Annotated in this window: 15 protein-coding genes; 2 read left to right on the forward strand and 13 right to left on the reverse strand. The window is 70.9% G+C overall.

Going from position 1 to position 17,515, the window contains the following annotated elements; translation table 11 throughout:
- Positions 1 to 14: 14 nt before the first annotated feature.
- Both pulA and H283_RS24525 read right to left on the reverse strand, forming a co-directional pair.
- Positions 15 to 5,810, reverse strand: a complete 5,796-nt coding sequence (gene pulA / locus H283_RS0109015) for a pullulanase-type alpha-1,6-glucosidase (RefSeq protein WP_020143195.1) — start codon at positions 5,808 to 5,810, stop codon at positions 15 to 17.
- Positions 5,811 to 5,969: 159 nt separating this feature from the next.
- Positions 5,970 to 7,064 carry a MerR family transcriptional regulator gene (locus H283_RS24525; protein ID WP_051103572.1) on the reverse strand — a complete coding sequence of 365 codons (1,095 nt, stop codon included), beginning with the start codon at positions 7,062 to 7,064 and terminating at the stop codon, positions 5,970 to 5,972.
- A 176-nt stretch (positions 7,065 to 7,240) separates the two neighbouring features.
- On the opposite strand from H283_RS24525, the gene H283_RS0109025 reads away from it, so the two are divergent.
- Positions 7,241 to 7,522, forward strand: a complete 282-nt coding sequence (locus tag H283_RS0109025; protein WP_020143197.1) for a WhiB family transcriptional regulator — start codon at positions 7,241 to 7,243, stop codon at positions 7,520 to 7,522.
- An 8-nt stretch (positions 7,523 to 7,530) separates the two neighbouring features.
- Here H283_RS0109025 and H283_RS0109030 read toward each other — a convergent pair whose 3' ends face one another.
- The 6 genes from H283_RS0109030 to truA all read right to left on the reverse strand — a co-directional run bounded on the left by H283_RS0109030 (position 7,531) and on the right by truA (position 13,217).
- A complete protein-coding gene (locus H283_RS0109030; RefSeq protein ID WP_028785450.1) occupies positions 7,531 to 8,061 on the reverse strand; it encodes a YbaK/EbsC family protein in 531 nt (176 codons plus the stop codon).
- A 121-nt stretch (positions 8,062 to 8,182) separates the two neighbouring features.
- Positions 8,183 to 9,232: a nitronate monooxygenase gene (locus H283_RS0109035; RefSeq protein WP_020143199.1), complete on the reverse strand. Its 1,050-nt coding sequence runs from the start codon at positions 9,230 to 9,232 to the stop codon at positions 8,183 to 8,185.
- Between the two features lie 71 nt (positions 9,233 to 9,303).
- The gene (locus H283_RS0109040) at positions 9,304 to 10,986 is read right to left on the reverse strand and encodes an ABC-F family ATP-binding cassette domain-containing protein (RefSeq protein ID WP_020143200.1); all 1,683 of its coding nucleotides are present in this window, start codon (positions 10,984 to 10,986) and stop codon (positions 9,304 to 9,306) included.
- A 65-nt stretch (positions 10,987 to 11,051) separates the two neighbouring features.
- Positions 11,052 to 11,690 (reverse strand): hypothetical protein, encoded by a 639-nt coding sequence (locus H283_RS0109045; RefSeq protein ID WP_020143201.1) that lies wholly within the window; start codon positions 11,688 to 11,690, stop codon positions 11,052 to 11,054.
- Between the two features lie 4 nt (positions 11,691 to 11,694).
- Entirely contained in the window at positions 11,695 to 12,297 is a 603-nt protein-coding gene (locus H283_RS0109050; RefSeq protein WP_020143202.1) for a hypothetical protein, read from the reverse strand.
- Positions 12,298 to 12,359: 62 nt separating this feature from the next.
- Positions 12,360 to 13,217 (reverse strand): tRNA pseudouridine(38-40) synthase TruA, encoded by an 858-nt coding sequence (truA, locus tag H283_RS0109055; RefSeq protein ID WP_020143203.1) that lies wholly within the window; start codon positions 13,215 to 13,217, stop codon positions 12,360 to 12,362.
- A 128-nt stretch (positions 13,218 to 13,345) separates the two neighbouring features.
- Here truA and H283_RS0109060 point away from each other — a divergent pair, with 128 nt between their 5' ends.
- The gene (locus H283_RS0109060; RefSeq protein WP_020143204.1) at positions 13,346 to 13,891 is read left to right on the forward strand and encodes a hypothetical protein; all 546 of its coding nucleotides are present in this window, start codon (positions 13,346 to 13,348) and stop codon (positions 13,889 to 13,891) included.
- A gap of 93 nt (positions 13,892 to 13,984) precedes the next feature.
- Here the strand turns inward: H283_RS0109060 and rplQ are convergent, their stop codons facing one another.
- The 5 genes from rplQ to rpsM all read right to left on the reverse strand — a co-directional run bounded on the left by rplQ (position 13,985) and on the right by rpsM (position 17,430).
- The gene (rplQ, locus tag H283_RS0109065) at positions 13,985 to 14,701 is read right to left on the reverse strand and encodes a 50S ribosomal protein L17 (protein WP_020143205.1); all 717 of its coding nucleotides are present in this window, start codon (positions 14,699 to 14,701) and stop codon (positions 13,985 to 13,987) included.
- 72 nt (positions 14,702 to 14,773) lie between these two features.
- Positions 14,774 to 15,805 (reverse strand): DNA-directed RNA polymerase subunit alpha, encoded by a 1,032-nt coding sequence (locus tag H283_RS0109070; RefSeq protein WP_020143206.1) that lies wholly within the window; start codon positions 15,803 to 15,805, stop codon positions 14,774 to 14,776.
- Between the two features lie 158 nt (positions 15,806 to 15,963).
- Positions 15,964 to 16,572: a 30S ribosomal protein S4 gene (gene rpsD / locus H283_RS0109075; protein WP_020143207.1), complete on the reverse strand. Its 609-nt coding sequence runs from the start codon at positions 16,570 to 16,572 to the stop codon at positions 15,964 to 15,966.
- Positions 16,573 to 16,603: 31 nt separating this feature from the next.
- Entirely contained in the window at positions 16,604 to 16,999 is a 396-nt protein-coding gene (gene rpsK, locus H283_RS0109080) for a 30S ribosomal protein S11 (protein WP_020143208.1), read from the reverse strand.
- A 56-nt stretch (positions 17,000 to 17,055) separates the two neighbouring features.
- Entirely contained in the window at positions 17,056 to 17,430 is a 375-nt protein-coding gene (gene rpsM, locus H283_RS0109085) for a 30S ribosomal protein S13 (RefSeq protein ID WP_020143209.1), read from the reverse strand.
- Positions 17,431 to 17,515: the final 85 nt, after the last annotated feature.

A 17,515-nucleotide genomic window follows, 5' to 3' on the forward strand; every position in this document is an offset into this window, starting at 1 on the left:
AGGAGGCTGCGCGCTCAGTTCGGCTGGACGAAGACCGCGACCGTGCGCGCGGGCACGGAGAACGAGGTGCTGCCTGCGTCGTATGCCGCCTGCTTGACGACGCTGTCGGCGCCGTTCGCCTGGACCGGGCTCAGTCGCACCGAACCGGTGAGGCCGGGCACCTTCTGCGTCACCGCGTCGGGGGTCGCGTTGAAGACGACGACGGCCCCACGCAGGGCCGGGTCGACGTCGACCCCCTTCGTGTCGTCGATCCGCATGACGATGACACCCTGCTTCGCGTCCGTCGTGCCCGAGACCGGGAAGGTCACCTTGGCGTTGATGGCGGCTGCGTTGCCGAGACGGAACAGCTTCGTGCTGAAGCGAAGTCGCAGCAGGTCCTGCGCCATCGCGTCGGCGCTGCGCACGTCGGCGGCGGTCGGCTTGAGCGCCGGGTTGGCGAGCAGCGGCTTCATGAACGGCCACTTGGCGGAGTTCTGCTCCTGCGGCGGCAGACCGTGGCCGAAGCCGTTGTCGGCACCGGTCCAGTCGAGCCGGTTGAACCAGTCACCGCTGTCGTACGAGTCGCGGTTGAGCGACTTGCTGCGGAGCAGGTCGGCGCCGGCGTGCCAGAACGACGGCGTCTGTGCCAGAGCGGTCGTCGCGAGGGACACGGTGTTCATCCGCACCCGGTCCTGCATCGACGTCGCGACCGGCAGCTTGTACGTCAGCGAGTCGAAGAGCGTCTCGTTGTCGTGGGCGTCGACGTAGCTGACGACCTCGTCGGGCTGGTCGGCGTAGCCCGCCGGTGACCCGTTGTAGTCGACCTGCGTGCCGTTGACGACCGTCCCGGTCTTCTGGCTGCGGAAGGTGAACGTCTTGAGGTTGCCGGCCAGCCCGAGCTGGACGAGGTCGGTGTCGCTGCCGAGGCGGGTGGCCGCGTCGGCGTTGATCGCGGCACCGTTGGGGTCGGTCGCCTCGCCCGAGCCGAAGCCCTGACGGCGCGGGTCCTCGTCGAACGGTCCGCCTCCGCGGACGCCGTCACGGAGGCGGTCGGAGAAGGTGCCGATGCCCGTGCCACCCAGCTGGCCCTGCGTCGCCTGGACGAAGAGCTTGTTGTCGGCGACCTCGCCGAAGTTCCACCCCTCGCCGTAGAGGTAGATCGACCGGCCGTCGACGCCGTCCTTGGAGAGCGTCAGGGCGTCGAGGGCCGAGCGCACCGCGAGCATGTTGGCCTTGCTGTGGTGGCCCATGAGGTCGAAGCGGAAGCCGTCGACCTTGTAGTTGCGGGCCCACGACACGACCGAGTCGACCATGAGCTTCTGGCCCATGGCGTGCTCGGTCGCGACGTTCTGGCAGCACGTCGAGGTCTCGACGGCGCCGGTCGCGTTGAGGCGGTGGTAGTAGCCGGGCACGACCTTGTCGAGCACGGACTTGTCACCCTGTCCCGACTGGGCCGTGTGGTTGAAGACCTGGTCGAGCACGACGCGGAGGCCGTCCTGGTGCAGGGCGCCGACCATGGTGCGGAACTCGGCGACCCGGGTGCCGCCGTCGGCCGCACTGGTGCTCGACGCGTACGAGCCGTCGGGCACGCTGTAGTGGTACGGGTCGTAGCCCCAGTTGAAGGCGTCCTTGGCCGCGACGGCCCCGACGCACTTCTGCTGCTCCTCGCTGTCGGGCGCGTAGGAGGCGAGGTCGCACTGCGGCGTCTGCTGCTTGGCCTTGTCCTCCTCGATCGAGGCGATGTCGAAGCTCGGCAGCAGGTGCACGGTGTTGAGACCCGCCTTGGCGAGCGCCTTGAGGTGCGCCCTGCCGTCACCGTCCGCGGCGAAGGCGAGATAGCTGCCACGCAGGGCCGCCGGGACCTTCGCGTCCGACATGGAGTAGTCGCGGATGTGCAGCTCGTAGATCGTCGAGTCGACGTCCTGGGCCAGCTTCGGCGACGGCGTGCGGCTCCACACCGACGGCATGAACGCCGGGCTCGTCAGGTCGACCGCGACGGACCGCGTGGAGTTCGGCGTCAGCGCCACCGAGCTCGGGTCGGTGACGACGTTGGTCTCGACCTTGCCCGTCGTCGGAGCCCACACCTTGACCTCGTAGAGGTAGCGGGCGTTGAGCGCCGTCGAGGTGCTGAGGCTCGTCGTCCACGCACCGTCGGACGAGCGGGTCATCGTCGTGCGTCGGGCCGTGTCGACCGGCCGGTCGGCCGAGCGGGCCGGCCAGGTCAGCAGGGTGACCTGCTGGGCCGTGGGGGCCCAGAGACTGAACGTCGCGCGGCTGCGCGTGAAGCCGACACCGTAGGTGCGAGCGGCCGCCTTGGGCGCGTAGATCGCATCGAGGGCGATGGCCGTCTGCGCGCCCGACGCGTCGAGCAGCTGGCCCGTGGAGGCGTACATCGCGACGGCGACCTGGCCCTTGAGGATCTCGGGCATCCGCGCGGCGGTCGCCTTGTCGAGACGCAGGGCCACGGCGCCCTTGAGCTCCGGGTGGGCGGCCACGAACGAGGCGGGCAGCCCTGCCGGGTCGCGCGTCAGGCTCGCGACGGAGCCGCCGGTGACGGCCTCCGCGTCGACGGCGAGACCACCGTCGGCCGACCAGTGCAGGCGCCAGTCGAGGGTCGCCGGGTCGGTGCCGGCCGGCAGCGCCGACGCGGGCCAGGCGACGAGGTCAGGACCCACGACGTAGGCCTTCGACTTCGTCAGGTCGGGCGCAGCGCCCGCCTTGGAGGTCTTGACCGTGACCTCGTGCGTCGACGTCTTGTAGGTGATGGTGGTGAGCACGCCGTCGGCCGGGACCGAGAAGGCGACGTTGTTGGCCGGGTAGGCCTCGGACCAGGACAGAGCCACGGCGACCTTGAACTCGTAGGAGCCCGCGGGGATCTGGTCGGTGGTGAAGACGTACGTGCCGTCACCGTCGGGGTCCTGCAGCCACGACCGCATGCAGTCAGGTGCCCAGTCTCCGGGGCAGCCGAGCTCGCTCTGGAAGCTGCCGGGAGCCGTGATGATCGGGCTCGTCGCGTCGTTCGTGACCCAGTGGGTGCGGTGGTCGTAGTAGAACGTGATGGGCTTGCCGGCGGCCGTGTAGGGGATGTTGCCGCCGCCCTTGACCGCTCCGGCGCCGTAGTTCTCGTCCCACGACTTGTTGATCGCGGCCTTGTACTCGTAGTCGCCGGCCGGGATGGAGTCGAAGGTGCCCTTCCAGATGTCGTCCTTGGCATCGAGGGCGAGCTGTGCCTGAGCACAGTCCGGCTGCCAGTCGCCCGAGCAGCCCATCTCGGAGTTGTGGTTGCCGGGGACGCTGACGTTGTCGGGCTGGGTCACGGGCCCGACGCCTCCGCCGCCACCGCCACCGGACGTCTCGGGCTCGCCCACGATGCCGTAGGTGGAGGTGGCCGAGACGTGGCCGGCGATGTCCTTCGCCACGATGCGGTACTCGACGAGCGTGCCCTTGGCGAGGCCGGACACGTCGTGGAACACGCGGTAGGGCGCGTTGTCGTCCGTGCCCAGAGGCGTCCAGGCGGAGGTGCCGACCGGGCGCTGGAGGAAGGAGACCTCCGCGAAGGTGTTGCCGGGCAGGGCCGCGCCGATCTCGGCCCGACCACCCACGACACCACCCGCGCTGGGCGACGTCGGGTAGATCGCGGGCGCCGACTTCGGCTGCGCCATGGTCGAGTTCGCCCGATAGACCGCCACCGACAGCGGCGGCACGGTCACCGTGACACGGCCGTCCGCCGCGGCGCGCAGGTCCGAGGTGGCGCCGAGGAGCGGCACGAGCTTCGATCCGGCGGAGTAGGTCGAGAAGGTCGCGGTCTTCGCGGTCGTGGCGTTGTTGGCGACGACGACGTACTCGCGCTTGGCCGCCTTGTCGATGCGGCTGATCGCGTAGATGCCGGCAGCGTCCGAGGCGTAGCGGTGCACCTGCGCCCCGTCCGCGAGGGCCGGGTTGGCCGCGCGGAGGGCGGAGAGCGCCTTGATCTCGCGGTAGAGCGGCGCGGACGTGTCGTAGTGCGAGCCGGAGCCGGCGGGCTTGCTGCTCCCGATCACGACGTCGTCCTGGTAGGTCGGCGTCTGGCTGGCGAACATGTCCTGACGCGCACGCTTGTCGCCGAAGTCGCTCGTCGGACCGGTGAAGCCCTGCTCGTCGCCGTAGTAGACGACCGGGTTGCCGCGGGTCAGGAACATCAGGGACGTCGCGAGCCGGTCCCGGGCCAGCAGGTCGTCGCCCGTGGCGCCGCCGGCGAGCAGCATCGCGCCGACGCGACCCATGTCGTGGTTGCCGAGGAAGGTCGGCAGCTCGTAGGCGTTGGAGTCGGTGTCGGTGTAGTAGTCGTCGCCCGCGAAGAGGTCGCGGATGCCGGTGGTCGCCTTGCCCTGGGCGAAGCCGAGCGCCGCACCCTGGAAGCCGAAGTCGAGGGTCGCCGGCAGCGCACCCTTCGTCGTGAACTGGCTCGTGTAGGCGGGGTTGCCGTCGTAGACCTCACCGAACATGAAGAAGTCGTCGTTGCCGATCGCCTTGGCATGGCTCAGGATCGCCGGGGAGAACGCCTGCCAGAACTGCATGTTGACGTGCTTGACGGTGTCGATGCGGAAGCCGTCGACGCCGAAGTCGACCCAGGACTTGTAGATGTCCTCCATGCCCGTGACGACCTTGGGGTTCTCGGTGAAGAGGTCGTCGAGACCGGAGAAGTCACCGTAGGTCGAGGACTCTCCGGCATAGGTCGAGTCACCACGGTTGTGGTAGAGCGTCGTGTCGTTGAGCCACGCCGGGACCTTGACGTCCTTGTCGGCGTCGGCGACCTTCGGCACGTACGGGAAGGACCTGCCCGCCGCCATCGTCGGGAAGCAGTCGGGCACGGTGTCGCCGGCGCAGGCCGGCTTGCCGGCGACGGCGGCGTCGTCGAAGGCCTTGCCGCGGGCGTCCTTGTAGGGACTCGTCTCCTTGTTGACGTAGGTGTACGTGCCACCCTCGTAGGAGATGACGTCGGCCGTGTGGTTGGTGATGATGTCGAAGTAGACCTTCATCCCCTTCGCATGGGCGGCCGAGATGAGCGCCTTCATGTCGGCGTTCGTGCCCAGGTGCGGGTCGATCCGGGTGAAGTCGGTGATCCAGTAGCCGTGGTAGCCGGCGCTCGCGTCGGAGCCGCTGCCCTGGACGGCGCGGTTCTTGAACGACGGCGTGAGCCAGATCGCGGTCGTGCCGAGGCCCTTGATGTAGTCGAGCTTGCCGGTCAGGCCCTTGAGGTCACCACCGTGGTAGAACCCCTCGTTCGTCGGGTCGAAGCCGGTCGTCAGGGGTCCACCCGTCAGGCCACCGTGGTCGTTGGCCGTGTCGCCGTTGGCGAAGCGGTCGGCCATGACGAAGTAGAAGCGCTCCTTGGTCGCGAGCGAACGCAGCGACGACGCGGCGAGCGTCGCGTCGGCCTTCGTGGCGGCGCCGGGCAGGTCGGTGGGCGCGACGCCGATGGCGTGCGTCGTGTCGTCGTAGGTGAAGCGCAGCGTGGCCGGGCCGGCGAGGACGAGCGGCACGTTGCCGCCGCCCTGGCCGTAGCTCTCGTCCCACGAGTGGTTGATGGCCACCTTGAGCTCGTAGCTGCCCTTGGGCAGACGGAACTCTGCGGCATACGTCGTCGTGCCCGGCTCGAGCACGAGGTCGGTGGCGGTGCAGTCGGGCTGCCAGTCGCCGCTGCAGCCGAGCTCGTCCTGCAGCGACCCGACGACCGTCGCGGTGCGCGGGGCGTCGGCCCGGGCGGTCGGTGCCCCGGCCAACGGGACGGCGAGTCCGGCCAGGACGAGGGCCGAGATGCTGGCGACGGACAGGGTCGGGCGACGGCGCATGCGCACTCCTTTGTGGGCTGGGTCGCTCACGCCCGTGTCTGGACGCTCGACCACCGGGGAGAACCTAGCGCCCGAATCGGACACCACGCCAGCCCTGGCCTGCAAAATCTTGCACTCAGGCTCAGGATGTTGCGGTTTCTTGCGCCGAACGGCAACCGTTCAGCCCACCGAGGCACCCGGGTGCGGCACGAGGGCGGCCACGGCCGCACGGAAGTCGGCGGCCCGCGTCACGGTCACGGGCCCCTCGGGCGCGACGATCCCGTCGGGCCAGCCGGGGCCGCCGATGACGACCTCGAGCGGCCAGTCGATGACCTCCAGGTCGCGCCAGAACGGCTCGGCCTGCGGACGCGCGAGCGAGGCCCAGAGGAAGACCGCACGTGGTTGCGACTCACGCAGCGCCGACACGAGGGCGTCGGACGGCACGCGCGGGCCGAGGAAGAGGCTCGCCACCCCGTGGCGTGCGAGCTCCGCCTCGAGCGCGAGCAGTGGTAGGTGGTGCTGCTCGTCGTCGGCGCTGGCCAGCACGACCGGCAGACCCGCGACGTGGAGCCGGTTGGCCCGCACGACCGCGCGCAGCTCGGACTGGAGCAGCTCGCTCGTCAGGTGCTCGGACTGCACCCCGAGTCGCCCCTCCTCCCAGAGGTCACCGACGCGGCGCAGCGCCGGCGCGAAGACCTCCACCCAGGCCCTGCCGACGTCGCGGCGGCGCATGACCTGACGGTAGAGCAGCGCCATCGTGCGGGGGTCGAGTGCTCGGGCCGCGCCCACGATGGCCTCGACGAGGTCGGTCGCATCCTGCTCGGCGCCCTCCACCTCAGTCGCGGGTGCACCACCGACGGGGAGCCCGCCGGGCAGACCGGTCCCGCCAGGCAGGCCGGTCCCGCCCCCCTTGCCCGAGCCCGCGAGCTCGCGATCCCCGTCGAGACGTTCGACGATCGCCCCGGCGTCCATCGCTAGCACCGAGTCGGCGGCGCTCTGCGCGGGCACACCCTGGGCGGTCAGGCGGGACATCAGGAGCACGCGCCGGATGTCGAGCTCGGTGTAGCGGCGGTGGTTGCCCCGGGTCCTCAGGCTCGGTCCGACGCCGTGGCGGCGGTCCCAGGACCGGAGCGTCGGGGCGGCGATGGCGAGCCGCTCGGACACGACTCCGACGGGCCAGCCCAGCTCGGGCGCCGACTCCCCCAGCTCGGGGTCGTCGGGCTCCGTCTGGCCAGGCTCCCTCGAGGCTGCCGGCTGCGGGTTCATGTCGATCATCACCGTTTCACGTTGGTCACCCGCGTCGGGCGGAGCGGTCCGAGATTCCCGTCATGGACCGCTCCAGCGCCGATCGGGCTCCCCAGATCATAAACTTATGCAGACCTCTTGTGCAATGCATAAGTTCTGCGTAGGTTCTGCATCAGATCGCTCGACCGGACCCGACGGAGGAAGCCATGACGATCACCCGCCTTCCGCGCCCCACCTACTCCTCGTACGAGTGGCAGGAGCAGGGTCGGTGCCGCACCAAGGCCGTCGAGCAGTTCTTCGCCGACGACCAGGAGCTCGACCAGCGCGAGCGCCGCGAGCAGACCGAGGCCGCCCGCATGGTGTGCGCCTCGTGTCCCGTCCGTGAGCGGTGCCTCGACCACGCGCTCCGGGTTCCCGAGACCTTCGGCATCTGGGGCGGCACGACGCCGACCGAGCGCGCCCAGATGCTCTGGGACGTCGCCGGCTGACCGAGCCGTCAGCGCACGGCGAGGGCGATGACCTGCGCCATCGGCAGCCCGGCCAGTGCGGCCCCGTCGAGGAGCAGCTTGGCGCCGCGGAGACCCGCTCCGATGACGACCGGACCTGCTGCGACGACGGCTTCGTCGACGAGCACCGGCCAGCCAGCCGGCAGTCCGACGGGGGTGATCCCACCCTGCTGCATCCCGGTCAGCTCCTGGGCCTTCGCCTGGTCGGCGAAGGAGATCTTGCGGGCCCCGAGGTGCTTGCGCACGACGCGGTTGATGTCGGCCCGGTCGGTCGCGAGCACCATGACGGCCGCGAGGGTCGTCCCCTCACCGCGCCGTGCCTCCACGACGACACAGTTGGCAGACGCCTCGGGCGCGACGTCGTAGGCCTCGCAGAAGGCCGCCGTGTCGGCGAGCGTGGCGTCGATCGGCGCGACCCGGACCCCGGGCACGTGCTCGAGCGCTGCCGCGACGGGCGGGGCGAGCAGGTCGGGGCGCTCGGAGGCGGCCACCCACGTCAGGTTTCCTTCGGCGCTGGGCATGGCCCGAGCGTATGCCGCGGGCTCCCCCGACGCCCCGGGGGTCCGCAGGCCGTCATCCCCGTATGCCGTCAGCGCAGCGGGCGGCAGCCTCCGGAAGGTCGCCGCCGCGGCCCCGCCCGCCTCAGTGCGAGAGCTCGGCGACGACGGTGGCGGCGGGCACCGGTCGTGCCGACCTCCAGCCCGAACCGGCCCACAGGGCCAGCAGGTCCGAGCGCTCCGCCTGTGCCGACGCCCGCCGCAACGGCACCGTGAGGTGGTGGACCTCCGGGTAGGCGGCGGGGGCGTGGCCGTCGTGCCGACGCAGGAACTCGGTCTCGAGACCGCGGGCGAGGCGGCCCGAGTAGGCCCGGGTCACGGCGGTGCGCTCGTACGAGGGGTCGGCGAGCGCGCGGCGGTAGGCGAGGCCGGTCCCGGCCTCGGGAGTGAGCAGCAGCGCGGTCCCGACCTGGACGGCGTCGGCCCCGGCGGCTCGCACCTGCGCGGCTCGCTCGGGGGTCGAGATCCCGCCCGCGGCGACGATCGGCGCGTCCGTCTGCGACCGCACGGCGGCGACGAGGTCGAGCAGGTCGGAGGTCGACGGCTCCTTGGCCGGGTCTAGGGTGCCACGGTGTCCGCCGCCCTCCGGTCCTTGGAGGCAGAGCCCGTCGACGCCGGCACCGAGGGCCGCCGCCGCCTCGTCGACGTCGGTGACCGTCGCGACGGTCTCGATGCCAGCACGGCGCAGCTCACCGAGAACTGCGGTGCTCGGCAGCCCGAAGGTGAAGGACACCAAGGGAACTCGCTCCCGCACGACGAGGTCGAGCTTGCGTTCCCAGTCGTCGTCGTCGCCGGGTCTCGGCTCACCGGGCTCGACGCCGACGGACCGCGCGTCGTCTCCGAGCGTCTCGCGGTAGGCGGCCACCGCGTCGGCGCGCTCGGCGCCGGTCAGCTCGCCCGGCCCGACGGCATACGCGTTCGCCTGGGCGGGCACGAAGAGGTTGACGCCGAAGGGGCGCGAGCTCGCGTCCCACACCTCGGCGATCGCCGACGCGAGCTGGGGTGCCGTGAGGTAGCCGGCAGCGAGGAAGCCCAGCCCGCCGGCCTCGCCGACAGCGGCGACGAGCTCGGGAGTCGTCGGGCCTCCCGCCATCGGGGCGCCGACGACACCGGTCTCCAGGGTTCGCAGCAGCATGCCCCGACGCTACTCCGCTCCCCCGCCCGGGGCACCGGGCCGTGCGGCCGGCGTCGCGGGTGTGGGCGGGGTCACCGCGGTCGGACGACCCGCCCCTCGTCCCACACCGGCTCGGTCGACTCGTAGACGCGGCCGTCGGCACCGAAGACGAGGAAGCGGTCGAAGCCGCGCGCGAACCACCGGTCGTGGGTGACGGCCACGACCGTGCCCTCGAAGCGGTCGAGCCCCTCCTCGAGCGCCTCGGCCGACTGGAGGTCGAGGTTGTCGGTGGGCTCGTCGAGCAGCAGCATCGTCGCGCCCGAGAGCTCGAGCAGCAGGATCTGGAAGCGGGCCTGCTGGCCTCCTGACAGCGACTCGAACTTCTGCTCGCCCGAACGCGCCAGCTCGTAGCGGTCGAGGGCGCGGGCGGCCTGCTCGCGCGGGCGGCCCTCGCGGTGCTCGTCGCCCCGGTGCAGGATCTCGAGCAGCGTGCGCCCCATGAGCGAGGGGTGCTCGTGCGTCTGCGCGAACCATCCCGGACGCACCCGCGACCCCAGTCGCACGACGCCGGAGTGATCGACGGGGACCGGCCGCACGTCGCCGACGGGCTGGTGCTCGCGCTCGGGATCGGTGCCGCCGCACGCGAGCAGCCGCAGGAAGTGCGACTTGCCGGAGCCGTTGCTGCCGAGGATCGCGACGCGCTCGCCGTACCAGACCTCGAGGTCGAAGGGCTTCATCAGACCGGTCAGCTCGAGCCCCGTCGCGACGATGGCCCGCTTGGCCGTGCGGCCTCCCGTGAGGCGCATCTTGACCGACTGCGTCATCGGCGTCTCCTCGGGCGGCCCGGCCTGCTCGAACTTCGCGAGGCGGGTCTGCGCGGCCTGGTAGCGCGACGCCATGCCGTCGTTGAACTTGGCCTTGACCTTGAGCGTCTGCACGAGGGTCTTGAGCTTGACGTGCTCCTCGTCCCAGCGGCGCCGCAGCTCCTCGAGGCGGTCGTTGCGGTCGGTGCGGGCCTGCGCGTACGTCGCGAAACGGCCCGGGTGCACCCAGAGGGTGGCGCCGGCGGCACCGGGCTCGAGCGTCGCGACGCGGGTCGCGACCCGGTCGAGCAGCTCGCGGTCGTGGCTGATGAAGAGCACCGTCTTGGGCGATGCCACGAGCGCCTCCTCGAGCCAGCGCTTCGTCGGCACGTCGAGGTAGTTGTCCGGCTCGTCGAGGAGCAGCACCTCCTCGGGCCCGCGCAGCAGCGCCTCGAGCACGAGCCGCTTCTGCTCACCACCGGAGAGCGTCGTGACCGTGCGCCACTGCGCCTGCTCGTAGGGGATGCCGAGGGCCGCGACGGTGCACTGGTCCCAGAGCGTCTCCTGCTCGTAGCCGCCGGCCTCGCCCCACTCGACGAGCGCGTGGGCGTAGGCCATCTGGTCGTCCTCGGAGTCGCGCTCCATCATGAGCAGCTCGCTGCGGTCGATCTCCTCGGCGGCGGCGCGGATGCGGTCGGGGGCCACCGAGACGAGCAGGTCGCGCACCGTCGTGTCGTCGCGCACCTTGCCGATGAACTGGCGCATGACGCCCAGTCCGCCCGAGCGCGTCACCGCTCCCTCGTGGGCCGCGATGTCGCCGGCGATGATCCGCGTCAGCGTCGTCTTCCCGGTGCCGTTGGGGCCGATGAGCGCGACCTTGGCGCCCTCCCCGACCCGCACGGAGACGTCGTTGAGCAGCGGCCTGCCGTCAGGCAGGCTGAACGAGACGGAGTTGACGTCGACATGGCCCACGAGGGTCAAGCCTGACGTATGCCGTGTGGCCGCGTCACCCGGTTAAGCATCCCAGCGCGCACGCGTCACCCCCACGCCCAGGAGTCGAGCACGGCGCGGTAGACGTCGAGCGCCTCCGGGTGGGCAGGATCGTAGGTGAGCCGGATCGCGAAGGCCTGCTCGGTGTAGGCCACGACGTAGTAGACATGGCGCACCTGCTCCGACTGGTCGACGACGATGCCCATCGCCCGGTAGCCGGCGATCTCGCGCTCGGGCGCCGCCATGGGCGTCAGACCCTTGGCCTCGAAGCCCTGACGGATCCCGTCGACGACCTCGGCCAGCGAGTGCGAGCCCACCTTGATGGGGCGCTCGACGGCGATGAACGCCGGCACGCCGTCGTCGTCGGGCTGCACGAGGCTGTCCGGTGGCGGGTCGAGGTCGCGCTCGGCCCGGCTCCACCCGACGGGTTGGAGATAGCTGTAGTCGACCCCGCGGACACGGTCCTCGGTCATCGCCACCGGGCCGACCGCTGACGGGAGCGGCTCGATGCGGTGGCCGCCGCTGTCGGTCGTCGGCGCCGCGGACGTCGGCAGGTGGACGACGCCGACGTCGGTCGGGGTCGGCGCCACCGGGGCGGGGTCGGCGGAGCACCCGGCGAGGCCCGGGCCCACCACCAGGGCGATCGCCGGGAGGAGTGCCGCCGACGTCCTCACGCGAGACGCCATGGGGCTACGTCCACGCCCAGGTCGAGAGGAGCTCGTCGAACTCGGCCATCGCGTGCGTCGCATCGGCCTGCGAGGAGCTGAGGGTGAGCAGGTAGATGCGGCCTGCCCGCGCGACGCCGTAGGAGCGGGCGAGCACCTTGATGCCCTGCTGCTCGAAGGTCGTCGTGAAGCCGACGGCCGAAGAGCCCGACACGCTCTTGTCGGGGGCCGAGGACACGGTGCGTCCCGCGGCTCCGAGCTGCTGGCGCCCCTTGGCCAGCTCGCCGTCGAGGACCGACTGGTCGCCGGCGGCCGAGGTGACGACGAGGTTGTTGGCGAAGGCACCGACCTTCTTGGACGACAGGAGCACGAGGTCGATGTCGGCCACGCCGGTGGCCTTGTCGGTCGCCTCGGTCCACCCCTCCGGAGGCACGACCGTGAAGGCACCCGAGCGGCCCCGGACCTCGTCGCCCGCGGACGTCGTGGCCGAGCCGGTCGCCGTCGAACCCGACGCTGAGGCCGGGCTGCTCGCGGGCGGCGAGGCGGTGGTGTCCTTCGAGCAGCCCGTGAGCACCAGAGCGCAGGTGAGGACGCCCACCGAGACGACGCGGGTCGGGCGGGCCTTCATGCGGACGATCCAACCACAGGTGGTCGGTGGCCGCCGGTCCGGTCTCGGGCCTGAGACACCGCTCAGACGGGAGAACGCCGCGCTCGCGTGGCCGCGGCGCGCGCGGCGAGGTCGTCGTCGCCCGGGTAGACGACCTCCTCGAGACTGAGGCCGTGCGGCGGCATGACGTGGATCCCCGCCGTGCGCTGGGCCCCGTCCCGGAGAGCCCGCGGCCAGTCCACGGCGCGACGGCCCTCGCCGACGGGCACGACGGCACCGACGAGCGACCGCACCATCGAGTGGCAGAACGCGTCAGCCCGCACCGTGGCGGCGAGCACGCCGTCGGGCAGGCGGACCCACGAGAAGTCGATCAGGGTACGCACGGTCGTCGCACCCTCCCGCTGCTTGCAGAACGCCGCGAAGTCCCGCAGTCCGACGAGCGAGCGTGACGCCTCGTCCATGGCCGCGACGTCGAGGGGTCGACGCCACCACACGGTGTCATGGCGCCGGAGCGGGTCACGGTCTGCGTCGACGTCGGCAAGCCGGTAGAGGTAGCGGCGTTCGACCGCCGAGAAGCGTGCGTCGAAGCCGACGGGGGCCACCGCGGCACGGCGAACGACGACGTCCGTGCCCAGCAGGCCGCCGAGGCGACTGACGAGGGCCACCCCAGGCTCGCGGTCGGAGCGGCCCGGCAGGGCCGCCCACGCCCGGGCGTCGAGGTCGACGTGTGCGACCTGACCGCGCGCGTGGACGCCGGCGTCGGTGCGACCGGCCACGGTGACCCGGACGGGCTCGGGGCTGCGCAGCACGGTGGACAGGGCGGCGGTCAGCTCACCCTGGACCGTCCTCAGCGCCGGCTGGGCGGCCCACCCCGAGAAGGCCGTCCCGTCGTAGGCCAGGTCGAGGCGCACGCGCAGCGTGGACCCGCTCGACTCGTTCATGGCGCCCGAGCCTAACGGGATCCGACGGGCGTCCGTGACTCGCGCCCGTCAACCACGCCGGGGCCGTGCACGTCCTATGAGTGGGCACCGGACGACCCGGTCCGGGCCCACCAGAAGGGGGAACCTCCATGCACACCGTCACCCGCCGGCTCCTCGTCGCCGCGTGCGCGGCCGCACTCGCGGCCCCGGTCGCGTCCGCCGGCACCATCACACCCGCCACGGCGTCGACCGCGCCGTACTGCGGCATCACCTGGGGATCGAGCGCGAAGGCGACGAGCCCCACCCAGCTCTGGACCGGCGCCGTCACCGGCGTCCGGGCCGGCCGGCACGCCTGCTACGACCGGCTCGTCATCGACCTCGCCCATGGCCGTGGCAGCCTGGGCTACGACGTCCGCTACGTCAGCGCCGTCACCGCGCCGGGCAGCGGCCTCCCCGTCGCCGTGAACGGTGGCGCGAGGATCCAGGTCACCGTCGACGCGCCGTCGGTCCTCGGCCGGACCACGACGACCTTCTCCGGCTGGACCACGTTCCGGCAGCTCCGGGGCATCGGCAGCTTCGAGGGCTACACGGACTACGGCCTCGGCGTGCGAGCTCGACTGCCGATGCGCGCCTTCGTCCTGGCCGACACCGACGGCGGCCGCCGTCTCGTCATCGACGTCGCGCACCGGTGGTGAACGCGAGAAGGGCCCCGCACCAGTGGTGCGGGGCCCTTCTCGTCGCGCCGGAGCGTGAGTCACTCGGGGTGGCTCACGGTGGCTCACGGTGGCTCAGGAGCCGGAGCCGGCCTTCGTGAAGCCGGCGGCCTCGGCGTCCTCGGCCGACTTGAACCAGAACTCGGCGATCGTCTGGTCGTACCACTGGCCGTCGGGCTCGTGGTACTTGCCGGAGTCCGCGTTGCCCTTGACGGTGTAGCCGTCCTCAGGCGACGAGCCGTCCTCGTTCGCAGCGACGGCGCCCTTCGGCAGCTCGACCGCGGCCTCGGTGGCCTCGGTGGCCTCGGTCGCCTCAGCCTTCTCGGCGTCCTCGGCGGCCTTGGTGTCGGCAGCAGCCTGCTTCGACTCGCTCTGCTTCGCAGCGCGCTTCGTGGCGGCCTCGGCCTCCTTGACCGTCGCCTTCTTGGCCGACAGCGGCTCGCGGACGAGCTCGATGACGACCATGGGGGCGTTGTCGCCCTTGCGGGCGGCGATCTTCGTGATACGGGTGTAGCCACCGTCGCGGGCCGCCATGTCAGGGGCGATCTCCGCGAACAGGCGGTGGACGACACCCTTGTCGCGCACGACCGTGAGGACGCGGCGACGGGCGTGCAGGTCGCCGCGCTTGGCGAACGTGATGAGACGCTCGGCGAGCGGGCGCAGACGCTTGGCCTTGGCCGCGGTCGTCGTGATCTTGTCGTGCTCGAAGAGCGACGTCGCGAGGTTGGCCAGGATCAGCCGCTCGTGGGCTGGGCCGCCACCGACGCGGGGACCCTTGGTGGGGGTGGGCATTTCGTTTCTCCTAGAAGTCCGACCAGGCCGTTCTCGAGCTGTTCGCCGAGGGCTCGGTCAAGAAGCGGTTGGTCAGAGACGCTCGTCCTCGACGAACGACTGGTCGTCGTCGTCGCTGTAGTCGTCCTCGCCGTAGCCGTCGACGAGGGCAGACGGGTCGAACCCGGGCGGGCTGTCCTTGAGGGCCAGACCCATGCCGACGAGCTTGGCCTTGACCTCGTCGATCGACTTCGCACCGAAGTTGCGGATGTCGAGCAGGTCGGCCTCGCTGCGGCCCACGAGCTCACCCACGGTGTGGATGCCCTCGCGCTTGAGGCAGTTGTAGGAACGAACGGTGAGGTCGAGGTCCTCGATCGGCAGGGCGAGGTCCGCGGCGAGCGCGGCGTCCGTCGGCGACGGGCCCATGTCGATGCCCTCGGCCTCGACGTTGAGCTCGCGAGCCAGACCGAAGAGCTCGACCAGCGTCTTGCCGGCCGAGGCCATGGCGTCACGCGGGGTCATCGAGTTCTTCGTCTCGACGTCGACGATGAGCTTGTCGAAGTCGGTGCGCTGCTCGACACGGGTCGCCTCGACCTTGTAGGTCACGGTGAGCACCGGGCTGTAGATCGAGTCGACCGGGATGCGGCCGATCTCCTGGTCACCGGACTTGTTCTGCTGCGCCGAGACGTAGCCACGGCCACGCTCCACGGTCAGCTCCATCTCGAGCTTGCCCTTGTCGTTGAGCGTCGCGATGTGCAGGTCGGGGTTGTGCACCTCGACACCCGCCGGAGGCGTGATGTCGGCGGCGGTGACCGCACCCGGGCCCTGCTTGCGCAGGTACATGACGACCGGCTCGTCGTGCTCCGAGGAGACGACGAGGCCCTTGATGTTGAGGATCATCTCGGTGACGTCCTCCTTCACGCCCGGCACGGTCGTGAACTCGTGGAGCACGCCGTCGATGCGGATGGAGGTGACCGCCGCGCCCGGGATGCTCGAGAGCAGGGTGCGACGGAGGGAGTTGCCGAGCGTGTAGCCGAAGCCGGGCTCGAGCGGCTCGATGGTGAAGCGGCTGCGGTTCTCGACCACGACCTCTTCGGAGAGCACGGGACGCTGTGCGATGAGCACTGTTCATTTCCTTCCCACGGGCGACCGCCATATGACGCCTCGTGAAACTGCCCGGTCGTGATCCGGGCGGGCCGGCTCGGCTCTGTCTGCGAGCGCGACCCCACGCACAAGGGGGGCGTATGCCGCTGGGCGAGCCCAGCGGCATACGCCGCCTTGCATCAGTTCTTCGAGTAGAGCTCGACGATCAGCTGCTCGGTGAGCTGCGAGTCGATCTGCGCGCGCACCGGGAGCTGGTGGATGAGGATCTGCAGCGAGCCGTCGACGACCTGCATCCAGGCCGGGACGGGACGCTCGCCGAACGTCTGGCGAGCCAGCTCGAACGGGAAGGTCTCGACCGACTGCTTGCGGACCGTGATGATGTCGTACTGCTCGACGCGGTAGCTCGGGACGTCGACGCGCACGCCGTTGACCTCGAAGTGACCGTGCGTCACGAGCTGGCGGGCGTGGCGACGCGTGCGGGCCAGGCCCGCGCGGTAGACCACGTTGTCCAGGCGCGACTCGAGGATCTGGAGAAGGTTCTCGCCGGTCTTGCCGGGGCGCTTCGCCGCTTCCTTGTAGTAGCGGACGAACTGCTTCTCCATGACGCCGTACTGGAAGCGGGCGCGCTGCTTCTCCTGGAGCTGGGTGAGGTACTCCTTCTCCTGGATCCGGCGACGGCCGTGCTGGCCGGGCGGGAAGGGACGGAGCTCGAAGTTCTTGTCGCCGCCGACGAGGTCCATCTTGAGGCGGCGGGACTTCTTGGTGATCGGGCCGGTGTAACGAGCCATGTTTCTAGTTCTCTCTCTCGCTCAGGCCGGATCAGACGCGACGGCGCTTGGGCGGGCGGACACCGTTGTGCGGCGTGGGCGTGACGTCGCTGATCGCGCCGACCTCGAGGCCGGTGGCGGTGAGCGAGCGGATCGCCGTCTCGCGGCCCGAGCCCGGGCCCTTGACGAAGACGTCGACCTTGCGCATGCCGTGCTCCATGGCGCGGCGGGCAGCAGCCTCGGCAGCCATCTGGGCGGCGAACGGGGTGGACTTGCGCGAGCCCTTGAAGCCGACCTGGCCGGCAGAGGCCCACGCGATCACGGCGCCGGTGGGGTCCGTGATCGAGATGATCGTGTTGTTGAACGTGCTCTTGATGTGAGCGTGCCCGTGGGCGACGTTCTTCTTCTCCTTGCGACGAACCTTCGTCACACGAGCCTTGGGAGGCATTTTTCTCCTACGTCAGAACTGAATGTCGGTGAGACGTGATCGCGAGGCGATCAGCGTCACTTGGCCTTCTTCTTGCCGGCCACGGTGCGCTTCGGGCCCTTGCGGGTGCGCGCGTTGGTCTTGGTGCGCTGACCGCGCACGGGCAGACCACGACGGTGACGGAGACCTTCGTAGGAGCCGATCTCGACCTTGCGGCGGATGTCGGCCTGCACCTCACGGCGAAGGTCACCCTCGAGGCGGTAGTTGCCCTCGAGGAAGTCACGAAGCGCAACGAGCTCGGTCTCACCGAGGTCCTTGACGCGGGTGTTGGGGTCGACGCCGGTGGCAACCAGCGCCTCCTTGGAACGGGTGCGACCGACACCGAAGATGTAGGTCAGTGCGACCTCGACGCGCTTCTCGCGCGGAAGGTCGACTCCAACAAGACGAGCCATGTTGGGTTGTCTCCTGATTTCTGTTACGCGGAGGTCTGGAGCAAGGCACCGATCCGGGGTCACGGTCCGCCACACAGAAGGACGG

Source organism: Terracoccus sp. 273MFTsu3.1 (assembly GCF_000383675.1).
Classification (GTDB): domain Bacteria; phylum Actinomycetota; class Actinomycetes; order Actinomycetales; family Dermatophilaceae; genus Terrabacter.

What these genes read in the sequence shown, in the direction of transcription:
- rpsM (WP_020143209.1), bottom strand. Translation starts at nt 17,430, where the DNA reads ATGGCTCGTCTTGTTGGAGTCGACCTTCCGCGCGAGAAGCGCGTCGAG.
- truA (WP_020143203.1), bottom strand. Translation starts at nt 13,217, where the DNA reads ATGAACGAGTCGAGCGGGTCCACGCTGCGCGTGCGCCTCGACCTGGCC.
- H283_RS0109045 (WP_020143201.1), bottom strand. Translation starts at nt 11,690, where the DNA reads ATGGCGTCTCGCGTGAGGACGTCGGCGGCACTCCTCCCGGCGATCGCC.
- H283_RS0109025 (WP_020143197.1), top strand. Translation starts at nt 7,241, where the DNA reads ATGACGATCACCCGCCTTCCGCGCCCCACCTACTCCTCGTACGAGTGG.
- rpsD (WP_020143207.1), bottom strand. Translation starts at nt 16,572, where the DNA reads ATGGCTCGTTACACCGGCCCGATCACCAAGAAGTCCCGCCGCCTCAAG.
- rplQ (WP_020143205.1), bottom strand. Translation starts at nt 14,701, where the DNA reads ATGCCCACCCCCACCAAGGGTCCCCGCGTCGGTGGCGGCCCAGCCCAC.
- H283_RS0109050 (WP_020143202.1), bottom strand. Translation starts at nt 12,297, where the DNA reads ATGAAGGCCCGCCCGACCCGCGTCGTCTCGGTGGGCGTCCTCACCTGC.
- H283_RS0109030 (WP_028785450.1), bottom strand. Translation starts at nt 8,061, where the DNA reads ATGCCCAGCGCCGAAGGAAACCTGACGTGGGTGGCCGCCTCCGAGCGC.
- H283_RS0109060 (WP_020143204.1), top strand. Translation starts at nt 13,346, where the DNA reads ATGCACACCGTCACCCGCCGGCTCCTCGTCGCCGCGTGCGCGGCCGCA.
- rpsK (WP_020143208.1), bottom strand. Translation starts at nt 16,999, where the DNA reads ATGCCTCCCAAGGCTCGTGTGACGAAGGTTCGTCGCAAGGAGAAGAAG.
- H283_RS24525 (WP_051103572.1), bottom strand. Translation starts at nt 7,064, where the DNA reads ATGATCGACATGAACCCGCAGCCGGCAGCCTCGAGGGAGCCTGGCCAG.
- pulA (WP_020143195.1), bottom strand. Translation starts at nt 5,810, where the DNA reads ATGCGCCGTCGCCCGACCCTGTCCGTCGCCAGCATCTCGGCCCTCGTC.
- H283_RS0109035 (WP_020143199.1), bottom strand. Translation starts at nt 9,232, where the DNA reads ATGCTGCTGCGAACCCTGGAGACCGGTGTCGTCGGCGCCCCGATGGCG.